The organism is Nocardia altamirensis NBRC 108246, assembly GCF_001612685.1.
In the GTDB taxonomy this organism is placed as follows: domain Bacteria; phylum Actinomycetota; class Actinomycetes; order Mycobacteriales; family Mycobacteriaceae; genus Nocardia; species Nocardia altamirensis.
In genome coordinates, this window is record NZ_BDAY01000036.1 from 58595 (window position 1) to 75286 (window position 16692).

Consider the following 16692-nt stretch of genomic DNA (forward strand, 5'->3'; position numbering starts at 1 on the left):
TGCCCTCTTGTCCGGAATTACGTAGTTCCGTAGCTTTTGGGGCGTGAGTCTGGAAGAGCGGGTTGCGGAACTCGAACGGCGGCTCAGCGATATCGCGGCCGACGCGAACGGAAACGGGAAAGAGTCGACGGCGCAGACCGGCGACCGGTGGGCGGTGACCCGCCTGCAGGATGAGTTCGTCGCGGACGACGAACCGAACGGCGGCGTGCTGTTCGCCGGCTCGGTGCGGCTGCCCACCGACGAACACTACGGCTGGCAGGCGAGCTTCACGACCGGCGACCTCATCGAGGACGACTGGTTCGAGACGGCGGAATGCCTTGCCGCATTAGGCAATCCGGTGCGGTTGCGGCTGCTACGCGAGATCATGGGCGGCCGCAGGACCGCGGCCGAACTCGTCGGCCTCGAGGGCGTCGGCACCTCGGGCCAGGTCTATCACCATCTACGGCAGCTGGCCGCCGTCGGCTGGCTACACACTGCCGGCCGCGGGCGTTTCGAAGTGCCCGCGGGCCGGGTGGTGCCGCTACTGATCGCGTTGGCCAGCGCTCGACGCTGACCCGATCGGCAACGAACTGCGGCTAGCTGTGCCCGCCGCAGCAGGTGCACGGCTCACCGGACTGGCAACCGCACTGACAGCTCGGACCGCAGTCGCAGTCGGCCGGTACCGAAGTCGAGCGAACAAGCCTGAAGATCTCCATTGATTCAGCCTCCATTCTGGTGTTCGACTACCCCCTACCGGTATCGAACGCCGTCGGCGCGGCCGTGTCAAATGCCGATCGGTCCGGCGCGTACGAATCGTCGCTCAGTCGGGCAGATAACCACTGCCCGCGAGCCGCTGCCCCATCTGTTCATAGGCCGCCGGGTCGCGCGGTGTGATCGCCGCGAGCCCGTCGACGTAGCGGTTGAACATGCAGAACGCGGCCGCGACCAGCACCGCGTCGTGGATGTCCTCGTCCTTGGCGCCTGCTGCCCGCGCGGCGGCCACGTCCTCGCCGGTGACATCGAGCCCTGACTCCCTGACCTTGTCGGCGATCCGCAGCAGGGCGCGCAGCTTCGGATCGACGGCGGCGGTCTCGACATCGTCGATGACGGCATCGATCGTCGCGCGCCCGCCGTCGACGAGCAGTGCGGCGGTCGCGGCATGCGACTGGGTGCAGAAGTAGGTGTTGTTGCGCGAGGAAACGAAGGTGGCGATCGTTTCCCGCTCACCAGGCGTCAGCGGCGAAGGCCCGCGCAACAACTGCTGCGCGAATCCACTCAGTGCCGCACCGGTTTCCGGCTTGAAGGCAAACAAACCCCGGATGCCTGGCACATCCGGGGGGACATCGATGAACGGTTCGCGGACTGTCGGCTCGGGCATGCGGCCGTCTCCCTTCGCGGAGGATCGAGATGCGAAGAGAATATCGCCGTTGTGTGATCCTGGACACTGCGCTGCTACCGTTGGGCTCCCAGAAGTGCCGTTCGATATCGCTTGGTCGCAGTGCCGAAGCGAGTTCCTGGTGGAGGTGTTCGACATGAAGGTGGCGCACGCGCTAGAGGCTGTCAAAGCGCTCGGAGTGCTCCGATCTCGCGGGGTATCCGACCCGCGCAAGCCACTGGAAACCCTTCGCACGATGAAGGAATCGCAGATCTACGGCCCACAGGCCACGCTGATCCGGCATTCCGCCCGCATCGCGCCCAACTCCCCCGGGTTGGCCGATGAGCGCGGCGAGCTGACCTACGGCGAGCTGGACAAGCAGTCGACCGCCATCGCGCGCGGGTTGCAGGCGGCCGGAATCACCGAGGGCACCGTCGTCGGTGTGCTCGCCCGCGATCACCGTGGCTTGATCCTCGCGATGGTCGCCGCGAGCAAACTCGGAGTCCGGGTCGCACTGATGAACACCGGGTTCGCCAAGCCGCAGTTCGCCGAGGTCTGCCAGCGCGAGAACGTCAAAGCAATGCTGCACGACAGCGAGTTCCTCGGCCTGCTCGACGCACTGCCCGACGACTTGCCCCGGTATCTCACCTGGGTCGACGACGATGTCGAATTGCCCTCGGGAGCAACGACGCTCGACGATCTTGTCGCCGCGAACAGCACCGACGAGCTGGCACCCCCGAGCAAGCCCGGCGGCTTCATCATCCTCACCAGCGGCACCACCGGCCTGCCGAAGGGCGCTACCAGGGTCAAGGTGTCGCCGCTGGCAACCGCGCAGTTCCTGGACCGGATCCCGTTCCCGAGCAAGAGTGCTCAGGTGATCGTCTCGCCGATCTTCCACAGCACCGGCTTCGGCACCTGGCTCGTCGGCATGGCCATGGGCAACAAGGTGGTGATGCGCAGGCGGTTCGACGCCGAGGCGACGCTGCAGATGATCGCGGAGCACAAGGCGGAGATGCTGGTGGCGGTCCCGACCATGCTGCACCGGATGACCGAGCTGGATCCGGAGATCCGCGCCAAGTACGACACCTCCTCGCTGAAATGCATCCTGCTCGCGGGCTCCGCGCTGTCCCCTGAGCTCTGCGTCAAGGCCACCCAGGTGTTCGGACCGGTCCTGCACAACCTCTACGGCTCGACCGAATGTTCCGTCGCCACCGTCGCCGGACCGAAGGATCTTGCGGTGGCCCCCGGCACCGTCGGGCGCGCGCCGATCACCTGTGAGGTGCGCCTGTACGACGACAACGACAAGCAGGTGACCGCGATCGGCACCACCGCGCGCATCTTCATCCGCAGCGGCACCCCGTTCGAGGGCTACACCGACGGACGGCACAAGCAGATCATCGACGGTTTCATGTCCAGCGGCGATGTCGGCCACTTCGACGAGCACGGTCTGCTGATGGTGGACGGCCGCGACGACGACATGATCGTCTCCGGCGGCGAGAACGTCTTCCCGCAGGAGGTGGAGAACCTGCTGCTGGAGCGCGAGGACATCTACGACGCGGCGGTGGTCGGGGTCGACGATGCCGAGTTCGGTAAGCGCCTGCGCGCGTTCGTGGTGCCCGAGCCGGGCCATCAGCCCGACGGCGAAGAGATCAAGGCCTATGTCAAGAACAACCTGGCCCGCTACAAGGTGCCGCGCGAGGTGATCTTCCTCGACGACCTGCCGCGCAACCCGACCGGCAAGCTGCTGCGCCGCGTGCTGATCGAATACGACGTCCCGGCCTGACCGTCAGGACACCCTGCGGATCCTGCTGTTCAGCAGCACACCGTCCAGCGTGGCCTGAAGTTGTTCGTCGGGCCGGGTCATCGGCATCGACGCCTACATCGACACCCCCGCGATGCTCGCCGCGCTCGAGGCGAACCGATGACCGAGACGCAGTCCCGGTCGCTGCACGTTCGGTTGGAGACGCGGCTGCATCCGCGCGGTAGCGATCGCGTTGTCGTCCTGCTGCTCGGCTGGCTGCTGCGTCGTAGTCTGGTGCGAGATCTGCGGTCGCTGCGCGGGCTCGCCGAGATGGGGATCACCGCCTGAAATGGGCGGTTGGCACCCGCTGGTTACCCATCGGTAGCAGGCGTTGAGATACATGACACATCGGGTTACAGATGCTTGCTATTGTTACCGGCAGCACTGGATCCCGAAGTAGCGGTCCGCACCACCGAGCTCGCCGGGTGCGACCGCCGGAAGGTTGTTGTCGAATGTCTGTCTCCTTCCCCGCGTTGAGTGGCACAGCCCGCAAGGCAGGCGTTCTCGCCCTGGGCGTGAACGTCATGGTCAAGCGGCACCTGTTCAATCCACTCCGCCTCGACCACGCCGCGCGATCGGCGTTCAACGTGCTCAAGTTCGGGCCGTTCGCCGGGGTTGTCATGCACGCGGCGCAGACCAGGCCCGACGCGGGCGCGATCGTCGACGAGCAGGGGGAGTTGACCTTCGGCCAGCTCAACGAGCAGTCGAACGCCCTGGCCCGCGGCCTGGCGGCGCAGGGCCTGCAGCCCGGTGACGTGGTCGCGGTGCTGGCGCGCGATCACCGTGGCATGGTGCTGAGCCTGCTCGCCGCCGGCAAGCTCGGCATCCGCACGGTGCTGATGAACACCGGGTTCGCGAAGCCGCAGTTCGCCGACGTCGCCACGCGCGAGCAGGTGAAGGCGGTGCTGCACGACAGCGAGTTCCTCGACCTGATGAGCGCCATTCCTGCGGCGATCCCCCGGGTGCTGACGTGGGTGGACGCCAAGGACAACGCCGACCCGTCCATCCCGACCATCGAGTCGCTGAGCGCAGGCCAGTCCACCGCCGCACTGCCGGCGCCCGCGAAGCCGGGCGGCATGGTCATCCTGACCAGCGGCACCACCGGAACGCCGAAGGGCGCGCCGCGCGACCGGGTGAGCCCGTTCGCCTCGGCCCAGTTCGTCGACCGGGTGCCGCTGCCGCACAACGGCACCATGATCATGGCGGCGCCGATCTTCCACGGCACCGGGCTTTCGCAGTTCACCATCGGCCTTGCCCTCGGCAACCGAGTGATCTTCCAGCAGCGCCGCTTCGATCCGGAGCTGACGCTGGCGAATATCGTGAAGTACCAGGCCGATTCACTGGTCGTGGTGCCGACCATGCTGCAGCGCATCCTCGACCTGGACGACGCTGTGCTCGCCAAGTACGACCCGCGCAGCATCAAGGTGATCTTCGCGGCGGGTTCGGCGATCGCGCCGGACGTCGTCACCCGCACCCTCGACTACTTCGGCGACAGCCTCTACAACCTGTACGGCTCCACCGAGTGCGCCGTGATGACCGTCGCCACTCCGGAGGACCTGCGCAAGTCGCCGACCACCGCGGGCAAGGCGCCGGTCGGAATCCGGATCGTGCTGCTCGACGAGAACCGCAAGCCGATCACCGAACCGAACGTCACCGGAACCATTTTCGTCGACAACGGCTTCGCGTTCACCGGCTACACCGACGGCCGCACCAAGGAGGTCGTCGACGGCATGATGTCCAGCGGTGACGTCGGGCACTTCGACGCCGATGGCCTGCTGTACATCGACGGCCGCGACGACGACATGATCGTCTCCGGTGGCGAGAACGTCTTCCCGCTCGAGGTGGAGAACCTGATCGCCGGCCGCGACGACATCTTCGAGGCCGCGGTGATCGGCGTCGACGACCGCGAGTTCGGAAAGCGGTTGCGGGCGTTCGTCGTACCAGGCCCGGAATCCAAGCGGGACCCGCAGGAGATCAAGGACTTCGTCAAGGCGAACCTGGCCCGCTACAAGGTGCCGCGCGAGGTGGTGTTCCTCGACGAGCTGCCGCGCAACGCGACCGGCAAGCTGCTGCGCAAGCCGCTGATCGAGATGGAGATCGACGCGAACTGAGGCACGACGCCCGCTGATTTCCCGCACCGGCGATTCGATTATCGGCGTGCGGAAATCAGCGGGACCACCGGCCGTGATCGGCATGTGATCGGCGCGAAAAACGGTTCCCTTGCTGTTGGTCTGCTATTGGCCGACCGGGCGGTGGCCGGAAATCCGTCGGCTACTATCAGCGCGTGAGTATCGAGTTCGGCCGGTCTGTCGCGGGATATCGCGGCGCCGTCGCGCGGGTGCGCGGTGGTTCGGCAGGCGCGATCTCAGGGACCATTTCCGTTGCGGCACACGGCTGGGCGTCCGGCGGTGTGACACCCGACGGGACGACGCTCGTCCTGCTGGCAGGCGCTTCGGCGGTGATCGGCGCCTTGGTGGCCGGGCTCGCGCCGCTGCGCGACACCACGGTCGGACTGGTCACCGCGCTCGTCGCCGGGCAGTTGCTCGGCCACCTCACCATGGGATTCAGCTCGGGGCATCTGCATCACGGCGACGCTCAGCTGAGTCCGGCCATGATCCTCGCGCACGTGATCGCCGCGCTCGCCGCGGCCGTGCTGATCCGCGGCGTCGAAGTCGCATATCGCGCAGGCACCGCAGTGCTGGCGCGCGTGCTGCCCGCTCGCAACGCCCCGCCGCTCTTCGCGGACCCCGCTCCGCTGCGCACCACCCACCGCGACCGCGTCATCCTGCGGCTCTTCGCGACCGAATCGCTGCGCACCCGCGCGCCACCCGTCGCCGTCGGTAGTTGATTTCACCCTTCACCCGGTAGCCGAACGCGCACCGGTGCGCGCATCGTCTGCGCGGCGAGCAACGCCGAGCACGTCATCGGACCGGTCCCAGTAGACCGCACCCGAATGGCGTGCTCCCCCGTCGAATCGCCGACGCACACGTCGCCGCGCACTCGGCAAGCGCTGCCGCCCAGCGGATACCGCGATCCAGCCCCGCATCTCGAGGACGCCCGGCCACCCTGCACCGGGTTCCCGACCCGCAGAAATGAATGACCGTGAGTACAACAGCAGCTATTTCTCCCGACGCCGAATTACCCGAAGACGAGCCGACCGCATCGGAAACCCTGGCGGACACACCCAAACCAGCGGCCCGAAACGGTCTGTACGCCTTGGCGATGCGTTTGCATTTCTATGCAGGCATTTTCGTCGCGCCGTTCATTCTTGTCGCCGCGGTGACCGGCGCCCTCTACGCGATCTCCCCGACCCTCGAATCCCTCGTGTCCCGCGACCTGCTCCATGTCGAGCCGAGCGGACCGGTAAAGCCGTTGTCCGAGCAGGTCAATGCCGCGGTCGCGACACAGCCCGGCCTGACGTTGAACGCGGTCGCGCCGGCGCCGGGCGCCGAGGACACCACTCGGGTGCTGTTCGCCGACCCTTCCCTCGGTGAATCCGAACGTCGCGCGGTGTTCGTCAACCCGTATACGGCGCAGCCGGTGGGTGATTCGGTGGTGTACGGCAGCTCGGGTGCGCTGCCGTTGCGCACCTGGATCGATCGCCTGCATCGCGATCTGCATCTCGGCGAGCCGGGCCGCCTGTACAGCGAGCTTGCCGCGTCGTGGCTGTGGGTCGTCGCACTGGCCGGTCTCGTCCTGTGGTGGCGCCGGGTCCGCACTCGCCGGAACCGGAATTCGGCACGCTGGCTGTTCGCCCCGGATCGTTCGCAGAACGGCAGGGGCCGCGCGGTGAACTGGCACGGATCGGTCGGCATGTGGGTGCTGCCGATCATCCTGTTGATTTCGGCAACCGGCATGACCTGGTCCACCTATGCGGGCGAGAACATCACCGAACTGCGCACCCGGCTCAGCTGGACCACCCCCGCGGTCACCACGGCATTGCCGGGAGCCGCTGCGCCCGTTCATGATTCGGGCGGTGACCACCACGGCGGGCATGCGCAGGCACCGGCCGCGAACCCGGCCGACCGGATCGCCGAGGTCGACCAGGTCTTCGAGGTCGCCCGCGCCAACGGTGTTGCCCAGGCCGCCGAGATCACCTTCCCGACCAAGCCGAACCAGGCGTTCGCGGTGAAGGAACGGCGGATGCCTGGCACCTTTACCGTCGACGCGGTCGCGGTCGACGGGACCACCGGCGCGGTCACCGACCGGCTTGCCTACGCCGACTGGCCGCTGATGGCCAAGTTCACCAACTGGGGCATCCAGTTCCACATGGGTCTGCTGTTCGGGTTGCTCAACCAGCTCCTGCTGCTCGCGGTCATGGTCGGGCTGATCACCGTGCTGGTGCGTGGCTACCTCATGTGGTGGCGCAGGCGTCCGACGCGCAGCGCCCGCGGCTTCGCGTTGGGCCGGGCACCTCGACGCGGCGCGTTGCGCAGGGCCCCGCTGTGGTTGGCGGTGCCCGCGGTGCTCGGTGCCGCGCTGATCGGCTGGTTCGTCCCGCTGGTCGGGCTGAGCCTGCTCGCCTTCGTGGTCATCGATGTGCTGATCGGCGTCACAGCAAGGCTGCGCGCGGCTTAGTGGGCGGGAGTTCCTCTCCGGATGAGGCGGTCCGGCTGGTGGCGGCCGGGCCGTCTCGACCGGAGAGGAACCCCGTACACCCCGAGTGTTGTTGCGCTGTCGCAGAACTCGGGGTGTGGGTCCGGCGAGCCGAGTGTCAAGTGTCGGCGCATAGCATCTACCTCCATTTCGCTGTCGCGGTCCAGGCGGACCTATTGTCTAGCTACGGCTGCCCTCGCTCAGTGCTGAGCGGGCTCAGTACAGCCTGGCGATGAACGCCTGCATATTGGCAAGCATTCGCTCGACCTTCTGCTCGGGATTCAGATTCTCCCGGTACCGGTTGCCCAGCGCCGGAGTCTTCTTTCCGCGTGCGTAGAGCGAGCAGAGCAGATCGGTGCACATGTAGGTGCCGATCGTGTTGCCCTTGCGCCCGGACGGACCCGCCTTGGCTGCGGTCAGCAGCGATACACCGTGACCGGTGTGCGTGGTCAGGCAGATCGAGCACATCTGCGCTCGGCCCGAGCCACCGGTTTCGTAGCGCAGCGCGACTCCGATGAGCTCGTCGTCACCGTTCGGGACCACCAGGTAGCACCGACCTGGCAACGACGGATCGCTCCACCCGAGAAAGTCGAGATCGTCCCATGGCCGCTCGTCGAGCTCCCGTGGCATCGGCAGCTTCTTGGCTTCGGTCTTGGAACAGTTGATGAACGACGACCTGATGTCGCGTTCAGTCACTGGTTTCATGGTGTGTCGGTACTCCATTTCTGATCTTGTAGGGGTCAAAACCGCAGTGACACTACGGCGTGTGACCCTGTTCCAACAACCGCATTTCCCGCCGCAATACCCGCAGATCAAGCCTTGTGAAGAGGGTTACAGCGTCGAGCAGCACGCAGCAGGCCCCGGTTTGTCACCGTCCCCTGCGGGTATGTCGCCGGTGTCCTGAGTCGCCCACGGCAGAGCGACCGATAGAGCGCCCGCCCCGGCGAGGCTGTTGGGTCGGGCGACGAAAGGGGTAAAACGTGAGTACCTTGGCCGCCACGGTGGACGTCGACGTCCCAGTCCGCACCGCCTACAACCAATGGACGCAGTTCGAGACCTTCCCCCACTTCATGGAGGGCGTCGAGGAAGTGCGTCAACTCGATGACAAGCACACGCACTGGCGCATCCACGTCGGTCCGTCGACCCGTGAATTCGACGCGACCATCACCGAGCAGCATCCGGACGAGCGCGTCGCATGGAAGTCCGACAGCGGCCCCCAGCACGCGGGTGTCATCACCTTCCACCGCCTGAACGACTCCACCACCCGGGTCACCGCCCAGATGGAGGTCGATCCGGAGGGCTTCGTGGAAAACGTCGCCGACAAGCTCGGCGTGCTGAAGCATCGCGTCAACGGCGACCTGCAGCGCTTCAAGGAGTTCATCGAAAGCCAAGGTCACGAGACCGGCGCCTGGCGCGGCGACATCTCGCGTCCAGACGCCTGAGCGTCTTCGCGCACAGATAGCCACTGTTGACACAACCGAATCAATGGAAACCCCACCCGGCCGCCCGGGTGGGGTTTCGCGCGGTCAGGGTGTGTCGGACGGTTCGCCCGGGATCTCCGCCGCCTGCGACTTCTCGGGGACAGCGACGGGGCGCAGCACCACCCAGGCGATGAAGAGCAGCGCGACCACCCCCATGCCGATGCCTGCCCACAGGTTGACGTTGATGCCGCCGGTCTTGGCCTCCTCGGCGGCGGTGTCGTTTACCAGTCCGGTGACGATCAGGATGATGCCGTAGCTGCCGAGGAGGGCGCCGACGATGGTGCGGATGTCGAAAAGCATTGCGGCTCCTTATCCGACAAAAATATTGAGGGCAATGACGAGGACGAGGGCGATGCCTGCGAGCAGCACCGGCCGCTGATACCAGGGCAGCGAGTCCTGTTCGGGGTCGGTGCGCACGTCCTTCGGGGTTTCCGAGTAGACGAGGCCGACGAGTTCGGCGACGGGTTTCGGCTGGGTCACCTGGGTGACCAGCACGCTGACCACGATGTCGACCACGAAGGCGACACCGGCGGCCACGAAACTCGCTCCCTGGCCGGACAATTCGAACACGTTGGTCTCGTGCAGGATGAAAACCACGATGGCCGAACCGGTTCCGCAGACCAGACCCATCCAGCCCGCGGCAGGCGTCATCCGTTTCCAGAACATGCCGAGGATGAAGGTGGCGAACAGCGGCGCGTTGAAGAAGCTGAACAGCGTCTGCAGGTAGTCCATCATGTTGCTGAAGCTCGACGCGATGAACGAGGTGAAGATCGCCGCCACCGTCGCGCCGATGGTGGCCAGCCTGCCGATGTTCAGGTAGTAGCCGTCCGGGCGATCCTTGCGCACGTACTGCTGCCACAGGTCGTAGCTGAACACGGTGTTGAACGCGGAGATGTTGGCCGCCATGCCCGCCATGAACGCCGCGAGCAGGCCGGCCAGACCGACGCCGAGCAGGCCGTTCGGCAGCACGTCCTTCATCAGATACAGCAACGCCTGGTTATAGGTGGTGTCGCCGCTGAAGTCCGGATTCGCCGTCTTCGCCGCCTTGTACTCGCTCATCTGCGGGACGAGCACCGCGCTGATCATGCCGGGAATCACCACGATCAAGGGGATGAACATCTTCGGGTAGGCGCCGATGATCGGCGTCCGCCGCGCGGCCGAAATCGAGTGCGTCGCCAGGGCACGCTGCACCTCGACGAAGTTGGTCGTCCAGTAGCCGAACGACAGCACGAACCCGAGACCGAAGACGATGCCGATCACCGAGAGGAAGTTGCTGCTGAATCCGCTGAGCGCGTTGCCAGGCCACGACTCCAGCTGTGCCGCACCGCCCGGCGAGGCGGTCACCTTGTCCCGCAGCCCATCCCAGCCGCCGACCTTGTGCAGGCCGACCAGCGTGAGCGGCAGCAGCGCGGCGACGATGACGAAGAACTGCAGCACCTCGTTGTAGATCGCGGCGGACAGACCGCCGAGGGTGATGTAGGAGAGCACGATCACCGCGGCGATCACCACCGACAGCCACAGCGGCCAGCCGAGCAGCACATTCAGGATGGTGCCGAGCAGATACAGGTTGACGCCCGCGATCAGCACCTGGGCGATCGCGAAGCTCAGCGCGTTCACCAGATGGGCGCCGGTGCCGAAGCGCCTGCGCATGAACTCGGGCACGCTGCGCACCTTCGAGCCGTAGTAGAACGGCATCATCACCACACCGAGGAACAGCATGGCCGGGACCGCGCCGATCCAGAAGTAGTGGAAGGTGGGGAAGCCGTACTGGGCGCCGTTGGCCGACATGCCCATGATCTCGACGGCGCCGAGATTCGCGGAGATGAAGGCGAGGCCGGTCACCCAGGCGGGCAGCGATCGCCCGGAGAGGAAGAAGTCGATGCTGGACGAGACGCGCTGTCTGGCCAGCAGGCCGATGCCGATGACGAAGACGAAATACAAGGCGACCAGAGCGAAGTCGACCGGAGCCGCGTCGAGTCGCAGCGTCTCGGACGCCTCGAGATAGGTCGATGGCGGCTCGGCGAGCACGGACGTCAGAACAGATGAATCGGCTGGCGGCACAGTGTCCCTCCTGGCGGTGAAACCGGGCGTCGAGCGAGATCGTTCGTGGTACGAGATCGTGCGTCTACGGGTACTGCATGGCGCAAGCGACTCACCCGTCGCCGGCCGAATGGTGTCGGCCGACACCTACTCTGCGTGATTGTGCCGCACCGGCGGGCCACAATCGGGCACAAAAACCGGACGCCTCGCTCAGTCGGCGCGGTGCGCGCCCGCGGCCGGGGCGACGACGAAGGTGCGCGGCTCGGCAAAACCCGAGCGGGCGAACCGCTTCCGCACCGCGTCCACCACGGCATCGGTCTGTGCGCGTTCGACGAGTGCGATGGCACTGCCGCCGAATCCGCCGCCGACCATCCGCGCGCCGTAGGCACCTGCTTCGTTCGCGGCGACCACGGCGGTGTCGAGCGCGGCGGTGGAGACCTCGAAATCGTCGCGAAGCGAGGCGTGCCCCTCGGTGAGGATCGGACCGATCGAGCGCGGATCCTCCCCTGCTCGCAATTTTGCGGCAACCTCGAGCACGCGGACGTTCTCGGTGACGACGTGTCGAGCCCGGCGACGCAGCACCGCGTCGGTGATTCGCTCGACCACCGCCACCGCGTCGACATCGCGCAGCGCGGGCACGCCGAGTTCGACGGCGGCAGCTTCACATTGGGCGCGGCGCTCGGCGTACCCGCCGTCGACCAGTTGGTGCGGTTGGCCGGTGTCGATCACCAACAGTGCCAACCCGAATCGCTCCAGATCGAACGGAATCTGTTCGTGTGCAACAGCATCCGTCGCGGCTGCGGCGGCGAACCGGCGTACGTCGAGGAACAGGGCGTGCCCCGCCGTGCAGAGGATCGAGGCCGACTGGTCCAGCAATCCGGTCGGAGCGCCGACATAGTCGTTTTCCGCCGCCCTGGCCAGGTCGATCAGCTCGCGATCGGTGACGTCCGGCGCGAACAGGTCACGCAGTGCGATCGCCACCGAACAGGACAGGGCAGCCGAGGACGACAGCCCGGCACCGATCGGCACGGCGCCGTCGAGCGCGAGATCGACGCCGGCGATCGGATGGCCACGCCGGACGAACTCGGCAACAACACCGAGTGGGTACCGCGACCAGCCGGGCACCCGAGCACGCTCGGCGGCAAGCCCGGCCACCGGGACGAGCACGGTCTCGTCCTGGCGCTGCCGCGAGACCACGCGCACCGTGCCGTCCGCGCGTGGGGTCGCCGCGCACGCGACCACCAGCGGCAACGCGATCGGCAGCACGAAGCCGTCGTTGTAGTCGGTGTGCTCGCCGATGATGTTGACCCGCCCCGGCGCTACCCACGTCTGCACTGGCACCTCGCTGTCCGTCGTCTCCTCCTGGCTCGCCACACGTTACGAGACACGCCGCAGGAGCACTGCTTTCCGGTGCCGAGGGTGCGCGATTCGGGTTTGCGAGGCACCATGGATTTCGATGATGCAGTGCCGGTCCGCGAATGGGCCGGGCTTTTCTGGGCGGGCATTATTTCCCCCTCGTTGTGCCAAGTGCACGACAAGGGACCGTATGACGTGCCATGATCAAATCAGTTGTCCAGGTTTGGTTGTCGAGCGCGCTGCGGTCAGTCGGGACGTCGGCTCATGCACCACTCGGTTCTCGGTCACCGACAGCATTAGAGCCGGTGTCCGAGGCACAACGATCGTAGAAGTCCGATCGTTAACGGCGCAGTGACGGAAAGACATAAACCTACTGCGCGGCCCGGTTCAGGTTCACAGGGGATGGAGCGACCAAGGGGGGCTGATGACAGTCAGCGAAGTACCGTCGGCATTCCAGCGACATAGCTTCAAGACACGCTGGTACGCACTGCTTCTGGGGGGAAGCGCGGTCGCGATCGCGGTGCACACCACCGCCGATTCCCCGGTGCTGTCGCTGTCGATGATGGCGGCGGTGCTCGCGGGCACGCTCGTCATGATCGGCATCGGCCTGCGCGTCCATCGGCCGCCACATCCGGTGCCCTGGTATCTGCTTTCGGTGTCGGCCGTGCTCTGCGCGACCGGGACCGGGCTGCACAGCATCGTCGATCCCACGGTGCGGATCGACGACGCGCTCATCCTGCTCGGCTACTTCGGCGTCGGCCTGGCCGCGCTGAACTGGTTGCGGCCGCGTCAGGTTCGCGGCAACTACGACCTGCTGCTCGACTCCGGCCTGATCGGGCTCAGCGCGCTACTGGCCTGCTGGACCTTCCTGATCTCACCGATCCTGCGACTGCCTGCCAGCGCGCTGGACACGCTGGTCGCGGCCGCCTATCCGGTGCTCGACACGCTGCTGTTGACGCTGGTCGCGCATTCGATGGCCACCTCGACCCGCGCGGAGACCTCGCTGCGGCTGCTGCATTTCGGGCTGACCGCCGTGCTGGTCGTCGATCTCGCCTACAGCTTGGAGGCGGCGACGGGCACCGCGATGATCGGCCGTCAGATTCTGATCGCCCCGATGCTCGCCGCCTACGCGACCGTCGGCGTCGCGGCGCTGCACCCGACCATGGCAGGCCTCGGCACACCGCGGCGGATCCACCCGCATCGCTCGCGCCAGCGCGCCAGCCTGATCGCGGTCGCGTTGATCGTGGCGTCGCTGGTTCCCGTGGTCGGTTCCTCGCTCGGCATGCTCGATCGTGTTGTGGTGTCGTCACTGTTCGCGCTGCTGCTCATCGGCGTCCTGGTGCGCAGCGAGCGCGCCATCGTGCGCAGTTCGCGCAGCGAGCGGCGCGCGCAGTATCAGGCCGACCACGACATGCTCACCGGGTTGTTGAACCGCACGGCGCTGCTGCGTGCGCTGAACCAGAACACCGAGCGCTGGGGCGAACAACCGCTCGGCCTGCTGTTCATCGATCTCGACGGCTTCAAGATGGTGAACGACAGTTACGGGCACGCGGTCGGCGACGAGCTGATCGCCAACGCCGCCTCGCGAATTCGGCGGGTGGTGCGTCGCGACGATGTGGTTGCCCGGTACGGCGGCGACGAATTCGTCGTGCTCTCCCCGCTGGACCGGAACGCGGCCGCGGCATTGGCCGAGCGGCTACTCGGCGCATTCGTGCGGCCATTCGAGTTGAGCGCGGGCGAAATTCCGATCACGGCAAGCATCGGGATTGCCTGCGGTTGCCCGCGCGGCACCGAGTTCACCGTCTATGACCTGATCCGCGAGGCGGATTCGGCGATGTATTACGCGAAGGAATACACCCTCGGATACGCGTTCCACGACGACGCGCACAACTCCGAGAGTGATTCCACGCGAAACATGCCGGGCGACAATGCCCGAAACGCGCAGGGCGACAATGCCGGATTCACGCACCGCCACCCTGCCGAATACGCGCCGGTCGACAGTGTCGAATATGCGCAGGGCGATCCTGTCGGATACCCGCGAGGGAGTGCTGTCGGATACGCACAGCGCGACGGTCTCCGGGTCGCGCAGGATGCGGGCACCGGACATGCGCAGGCCGACAGTGTCCGATACCCGCAGGGGATGGGGGCCCGCCCCGTGCCGGTCGCCGGCCCGCGCACCGCGCAGGGCGAGAGCGCCCGACCTATGCCGGTCGACGACGCGCCAACCGCGCAGGGCGAGAGTGCCAGGCCCGCCGCGATCGAGACCGCCCGGCACCTCCCGAACGAAGCCGCACGCCGCACCCCGAGCGAGGCGCGGCGGCGGACCTGGCGCGCGGGCACCAGATCCACCAGCACCGCGGTCTGACCTAGTCGACCAGCTCTTCGAGCAGCTTCCTGGCCGCCTCGAGCTCGGCCTGCAGCTGCTGCACCTTGGCCTCCTGCGCTTCCCGTGCCGCGTCGAGGATGCCGGCCACCACATCGGCCACCTCGGGATGCAGGATCTTCGCCGCCTGTGCCACAGCGGAACTCGGCACGGCCAGGCCGCGCACGGCGCGCTTCTTGCCGCTGACCACGTCGACGGACCATTCGCCGTCGGCGGTGCCGGTCAGGGTCACCGTGACCTCGGGGGTCTTCGCCTTCGGCCGCGCTGCCGCCTTGGCAGGCTTGGCAGCGGCACCGCTTTGCGCAGGCTTCGCGGCGGGCGCCTTGGTGGCGCCGCTGTCCTGTTCGTCGGATTCCGGCGTGCTCGCAACGGGTTTCGGGACGACCGGTGGCGGCGTGACGGAACTGGGGGTTGATGTCGCAGTGCTCGTCAAGGTCGACGGCTGGGTCACGGGTGATTCCTTCCTGGTTGTCGACTTCGGCTGGGCAGTGGAAACGGCCGCCCCTCGTGGCGGCTTGGTCAACGTCACTTCTGTCGGAGAAAAGGACAGTACATCCTTGGATCCGGTAGGCCGGACCTGCAGGAAATCTCCGTCGGCCGGGTCGCCGAGCGAGATCACCTTTCCCGACCGTCCTTCCGGCACGCCCACCGCGGCGGCGGTGAACCACACCATGGGCGGGCGGCCGCCGGCGATATCGGTGGCGATCCGCTCAATCTCACTGTCCGACAAAGGCTTGGGCTTGGTTTTGGGCGACGGCATGGTGACTCCGAGCAATATTCGTGGATGGCTGCGTGCACAGATGATGCCGCACCGCACCGACAGATTTGCAGGCTGCTACGAAATCGAGTCGCAGAACACCGTGCTCGCCGCGTCAGCGAACCGCGAGCTACAGCTGTGCTCCGGCACAACCACCGGCCACTCAGCCCTCGTCGACCGGCGCCTGCAACGCGGGGAACCAGATATCGGCGAGCACCTCGGCGGCCCGCTCGGCCGAGACGTGGATGGTGCCCTGCACGGCCCAGCGGGTGAAGAAGCGCTCGAGCTGAGCGACAAGCAGTTCCACTCGCAGCCGCGCCTCGTCGGTGCGCTCGGCGGGCCAGCGGGCGAGGTAGGACGGCATCGCATTGGGCAGCGCGAGGATGCCGTTGCGGGCGATCTCGCGGAATTCCGGTTCCAGCGCGGTGGCCTCGTCCCAGGCGGGCAGCAGATCCCGATATTCGTGGAACCACGCGATGGCGCGGGTCACCCAGGCCACGAACTCGGCGCGCGATCTGGTGTCGAGCACCCGATCCAAATCTTCGTAGAAGCGCAGTGCGCTCGGCGCGGTGCTTTGTTCCGCGACCGCACGCAGCACCTCGAGCTTGCCGGTGAAGTGCAGATAGAAGGTGGCGCGGCTGCAGCCGACGGCCGCGGCGATGTCGTCGACCCGCACCGCCGCGTAGCCGCGGGTGCTGAACAGCTCCTTGGCTCCGGCCAGCAGCCGGGCCCTGGTCTGCAGCTTCTGTTCGTCGCGCAGGTTGCTGCCCGACGGGTTCGGGTTGATCGGCAACGGCCACCTCGTGTCGGTCGAAAGTTCTGCTGACGTGCGAGTTTCGCCGAGCAAGTCTAGTCGGGTGCGCACGCTCTTCCGCGCTCACTAGACAGAATGTCATTCACTAGACACTGTGTCTACCGAGTGTT

At 66.8% G+C, this 16692-nt stretch carries 15 protein-coding genes; 8 read left to right on the top strand and 7 right to left on the bottom strand.

Features of this window, described 5'->3' with window-relative positions; translation table 11 throughout:
- Positions 1-43 precede the first annotated feature (43 nt).
- Positions 44-553, top strand: a complete 510-nt coding sequence (locus NA11_RS19945) for an ArsR/SmtB family transcription factor (RefSeq protein WP_069163456.1) — start codon at positions 44-46, stop codon at positions 551-553.
- Between the two features lie 246 nt (positions 554-799).
- On the opposite strand, the gene NA11_RS19950 is transcribed toward NA11_RS19945, so the two are convergent.
- Positions 800-1357 (bottom strand): carboxymuconolactone decarboxylase family protein, encoded by a 558-nt coding sequence (locus NA11_RS19950; RefSeq protein ID WP_069163457.1) that lies wholly within the window; start codon positions 1355-1357, stop codon positions 800-802.
- A gap of 154 nt (positions 1358-1511) precedes the next feature.
- Between NA11_RS19950 and NA11_RS19955 the strand changes: the two genes are divergently transcribed.
- The 5 genes from NA11_RS19955 (at position 1512) to NA11_RS19970 (ending at position 7733) form a co-directional block, all read left to right on the top strand.
- A complete protein-coding gene (locus tag NA11_RS19955; RefSeq protein WP_069163499.1) occupies positions 1512-3137 on the top strand; it encodes an acyl-CoA synthetase in 1626 nt (541 codons plus the stop codon).
- 138 nt (positions 3138-3275) lie between these two features.
- Complete coding sequence (locus NA11_RS45720; RefSeq protein WP_167837685.1) at positions 3276-3443, top strand: hypothetical protein; 168 nt, start codon at positions 3276-3278, stop codon at positions 3441-3443.
- A 164-nt stretch (positions 3444-3607) separates the two neighbouring features.
- Positions 3608-5266, top strand: coding sequence for an acyl-CoA synthetase (locus NA11_RS19960; RefSeq protein ID WP_069163458.1), 1659 nt, complete (start codon positions 3608-3610; stop codon positions 5264-5266).
- A 173-nt stretch (positions 5267-5439) separates the two neighbouring features.
- Entirely contained in the window at positions 5440-6003 is a 564-nt protein-coding gene (locus NA11_RS19965; protein ID WP_084654820.1) for a hypothetical protein, read from the top strand.
- A 254-nt stretch (positions 6004-6257) separates the two neighbouring features.
- Complete coding sequence (locus NA11_RS19970; RefSeq protein WP_069163501.1) at positions 6258-7733, top strand: PepSY-associated TM helix domain-containing protein; 1476 nt, start codon at positions 6258-6260, stop codon at positions 7731-7733.
- Between the two features lie 234 nt (positions 7734-7967).
- Here the strand turns inward: NA11_RS19970 and NA11_RS19975 are convergent, their stop codons facing one another.
- Complete coding sequence (locus NA11_RS19975) at positions 7968-8456, bottom strand: FBP domain-containing protein (protein WP_069163502.1); 489 nt, start codon at positions 8454-8456, stop codon at positions 7968-7970.
- Positions 8457-8731: 275 nt separating this feature from the next.
- On the opposite strand from NA11_RS19975, the gene NA11_RS19980 reads away from it, so the two are divergent.
- A complete protein-coding gene (locus NA11_RS19980) occupies positions 8732-9193 on the top strand; it encodes an SRPBCC family protein (RefSeq protein WP_069163459.1) in 462 nt (153 codons plus the stop codon).
- Positions 9194-9277: 84 nt separating this feature from the next.
- Here NA11_RS19980 and NA11_RS19985 read toward each other — a convergent pair whose 3' ends face one another.
- The 3 genes from NA11_RS19985 to galK all read right to left on the bottom strand — a co-directional run bounded on the left by NA11_RS19985 (position 9278) and on the right by galK (position 12607).
- The gene (locus NA11_RS19985) at positions 9278-9532 is read right to left on the bottom strand and encodes a hypothetical protein (RefSeq protein WP_069163460.1); all 255 of its coding nucleotides are present in this window, start codon (positions 9530-9532) and stop codon (positions 9278-9280) included.
- Positions 9533-9541: 9 nt separating this feature from the next.
- Positions 9542-11260 carry a sodium:solute symporter family protein gene (locus tag NA11_RS19990; protein WP_069163461.1) on the bottom strand — a complete coding sequence of 573 codons (1719 nt, stop codon included), beginning with the start codon at positions 11258-11260 and terminating at the stop codon, positions 9542-9544.
- Positions 11261-11482: 222 nt separating this feature from the next.
- On the bottom strand, positions 11483-12607 hold the full coding sequence (galK, locus tag NA11_RS19995; RefSeq protein ID WP_084654836.1) for a galactokinase: 1125 nt from the start codon (positions 12605-12607) through the stop codon (positions 11483-11485).
- A gap of 445 nt (positions 12608-13052) precedes the next feature.
- Here galK and NA11_RS20000 point away from each other — a divergent pair, with 445 nt between their 5' ends.
- Positions 13053-14993: a GGDEF domain-containing protein gene (locus tag NA11_RS20000; RefSeq protein ID WP_084654823.1), complete on the top strand. Its 1941-nt coding sequence runs from the start codon at positions 13053-13055 to the stop codon at positions 14991-14993.
- 1 nt (position 14994) lies between these two features.
- On the opposite strand, the gene NA11_RS20005 is transcribed toward NA11_RS20000, so the two are convergent.
- On the bottom strand, positions 14995-15771 hold the full coding sequence (locus NA11_RS20005; RefSeq protein WP_069163504.1) for a DUF6319 family protein: 777 nt from the start codon (positions 15769-15771) through the stop codon (positions 14995-14997).
- Between the two features lie 160 nt (positions 15772-15931).
- The gene (locus NA11_RS20010) at positions 15932-16561 is read right to left on the bottom strand and encodes a TetR/AcrR family transcriptional regulator (protein ID WP_069163462.1); all 630 of its coding nucleotides are present in this window, start codon (positions 16559-16561) and stop codon (positions 15932-15934) included.
- Between the last annotated feature and the right edge of the window lie 131 nt (positions 16562-16692).

Coding starts and splice junctions, on each gene's coding strand:
- NA11_RS19950 (WP_069163457.1), bottom strand. CDS start 1,357: ATGCCCGAGCCGACAGTCCGCGAACCGTTCATCGATGTCCCCCCGGAT.
- NA11_RS19955 (WP_069163499.1), top strand. CDS start 1,512: ATGAAGGTGGCGCACGCGCTAGAGGCTGTCAAAGCGCTCGGAGTGCTC.
- NA11_RS45720 (WP_167837685.1), top strand. CDS start 3,276: ATGACCGAGACGCAGTCCCGGTCGCTGCACGTTCGGTTGGAGACGCGG.
- NA11_RS19960 (WP_069163458.1), top strand. CDS start 3,608: ATGTCTGTCTCCTTCCCCGCGTTGAGTGGCACAGCCCGCAAGGCAGGC.
- NA11_RS19975 (WP_069163502.1), bottom strand. CDS start 8,456: ATGAAACCAGTGACTGAACGCGACATCAGGTCGTCGTTCATCAACTGT.
- NA11_RS19985 (WP_069163460.1), bottom strand. CDS start 9,532: ATGCTTTTCGACATCCGCACCATCGTCGGCGCCCTCCTCGGCAGCTAC.
- NA11_RS20000 (WP_084654823.1), top strand. CDS start 13,053: ATGACAGTCAGCGAAGTACCGTCGGCATTCCAGCGACATAGCTTCAAG.
- NA11_RS20005 (WP_069163504.1), bottom strand. CDS start 15,771: ATGCCGTCGCCCAAAACCAAGCCCAAGCCTTTGTCGGACAGTGAGATT.